Origin of the sequence: uncultured Porphyromonas sp., assembly GCF_934359325.1 — a bacterium.
In the GTDB taxonomy this organism is placed as follows: Bacteria; Bacteroidota; Bacteroidia; order Bacteroidales; family Porphyromonadaceae; genus Porphyromonas_A.
In genome coordinates, this window is the sequence record NZ_CAKRLH010000248.1 from 1 (window position 1) to 2,118 (window position 2,118).

Sequence of the window (2,118 nt, forward strand, 5' to 3'; positions counted from 1 at the left end):
CTTGCCCTCGTCTCCTCCGAGCAGTCGGAGTCCACCTTCCTCTCCTTCGGTCGTCAGATGCTCCTCCGCGGGCGGTACGAGGCGCTGGAGGAGTATTTTGCCCGGATCGATGCAGTCACGACGGAGAGCCTGATGGAGACCGCCCGCAGCCTCTTTGCTCACCCCTTTACACTCATATATAATGGTAAGAAATAAGCTTTCGCTCCTCCTCACTCTCCTGAGCCTGATCCTGATGTCCGCCTCGTGCGGTGGGGAGAAGGGGAGCAGTCGCGAGTCTGCCACTGAGGGAGAGACCCGGACGGTGGTGGAGACCCCCTTCTCGGCCGACTCTGCCTACGCCTATGTGGCTCGTCAGGTCGCTTTTGGTCCCCGTGTCCCGGGGAGCGAGGCGCATAAGCAGTGCGCGGCCTTCCTCTCGGAGGAGTTGCGTCGCCATGGTCTCGACGTGATCGAGCAACCGATGACGCTGACCGCCTACGACGGCACTCGTCTGGAGTGTGTCAATGTCATCGGTCAGTATCGACCAGAGGCGAAGGAGCGAGTCCTTCTCTTTGCCCACTGGGACACTCGCCCGTATGCGGATGCGGAGAACGATCCTGCCAAGTGGCACACCCCGATCGACGGAGCCAATGACGGCGGATCCGGCGTGGGGGTACTGCTGGAGATCGCCAGACTGCTGCAGTCGGAGGGACTCCGGGACGGTCTGGGAGTGGACATTATCTTCTTCGACGCTGAGGACTACGGCGTGCCACAGTTTGCTGAGTATGACGGTGACACCGAGTCGACCTGGGGCATGGGGGCGCAGTATTGGGCCAAGAATCCCCACACACCTGACTATCGGGCTGACCTGGGTATCCTCCTTGATATGGTCGGTGGCGAGGGGGCAGCCTTCTACCGCGAGTACTTCTCGCAGGAGAGTGCCGGTCGCGCTGTGACGGAGGTGTGGCAGACGGCGCACGAGCTGGGGTATGGCAGTTATTTCCACAACGCTGTCGGTGGTGGGCTGGTGGACGACCACGTCTTCGTGATCCGTCACCGCCGCATCCCCTGCCTCGACATCGTCGACTATGACCCGGCGCGCCCGACAGGCTTCCCCGCCACCTGGCACACCCTCGACGATACCATGGAGCACATCAGTCGCGAGACGCTGCAGGCGGTAGGCTCCACGGTCTGGACCGTGCTGACGAAAAAGTGAATGAGTAGAAAGAGAGAAATGACTATCAACGAGATACAAGACGAGATCATCGAGGACTTTGAGCTCACCGATGACTGGATGGAGCGCTACGAGATGATCATCGAGATGGGAAATGACCTTCCTCCCTTCCCAGACGAAGAGAAGACTCCCGAGCATATCATCGAGGGGTGTCAGAGCCGCGTCTGGGTCGTGGGACACCCTCAGCCGGATGGCACGATCCACTACGAGGCGGACTCCGATGCGATCATCGTCAAGGGGATCATCGCCCTTCTCCTCCGCATCGTGGACGGACAGCCGGCACAGGAGGTGGCAGAGGCTGATTTCTATTTCATCGACAAGATCGGGCTGAAGGAGAATCTCTCCCCCACGAGATCCAATGGCGTCCTCTCCATGATCCGTGACATCAAGCTCATCGCCGCTGCCTCACTCGTCAAGTAGGAGATGAAGATCATAGCCGAAGCCTCCATCCCCTATCTCAGAGGGGTGCTGGAGGAGCTGGGAGAGGTCCACTATCTCCCCAATCCTGAGATCACTCCGGAGGCGGTGCGCGATGTCGACTGGCTCATCGTCCGGAGCATCACGAAGTGTAATAGAGATCTCCTCGAGGGCTCGTCCGTCAAGCTCATCACCTCCGCCACGATCGGGATCGATCACATCGATACCGACTTCTGCGCGGAGGCGGGGATCACTTGGTACAATGCCCCCGGCTGCAACGCTCAGTCGGTCGGTCAGTATGTCGGTTGCTCGCTGGCCCGCTGCTGCAGCGAGAAGGGCGGAAGCCTCGTCGGTAAGACCTACGGCATCGTCGGCGCCGGTCATACCGGTATGGCGGCGGCACACTACGCTAAGGTACTCGGTATGGAGGTGCTGCTCAATGATCCCCCGCGAGCCGATGAGGAGGGTAGGGGGAAGTTTGTCTCCCT

The 2,118-nt window shown here is 60.4% G+C and carries 3 protein-coding genes and 1 pseudogene; all 4 read left to right on the forward strand.

The annotated features are described in order from the left end of the window. Positions 1-195 (forward strand): annotated as a pseudogene (locus Q0F21_RS07425) (insulinase family protein); the annotation flags it as partial. Then, entirely contained in the window at positions 182-1,195 is a 1,014-nt protein-coding gene (locus Q0F21_RS07430; protein WP_297238744.1) for a M28 family peptidase, read from the forward strand. The pseudogene Q0F21_RS07425 and the gene Q0F21_RS07430, both read left to right, overlap by 14 nt. An 18-nt stretch (positions 1,196-1,213) precedes the next feature. Continuing rightward, positions 1,214-1,633, forward strand: a complete 420-nt coding sequence (locus tag Q0F21_RS07435) for a SufE family protein (RefSeq protein ID WP_297238746.1) — start codon at positions 1,214-1,216, stop codon at positions 1,631-1,633. Between the two features lie 3 nt (positions 1,634-1,636). Then, positions 1,637-2,118, forward strand: a 482-nt coding sequence (locus Q0F21_RS07440; RefSeq protein WP_297238748.1) for an NAD(P)-dependent oxidoreductase, incomplete at its 3' end; no start/stop codon positions are given.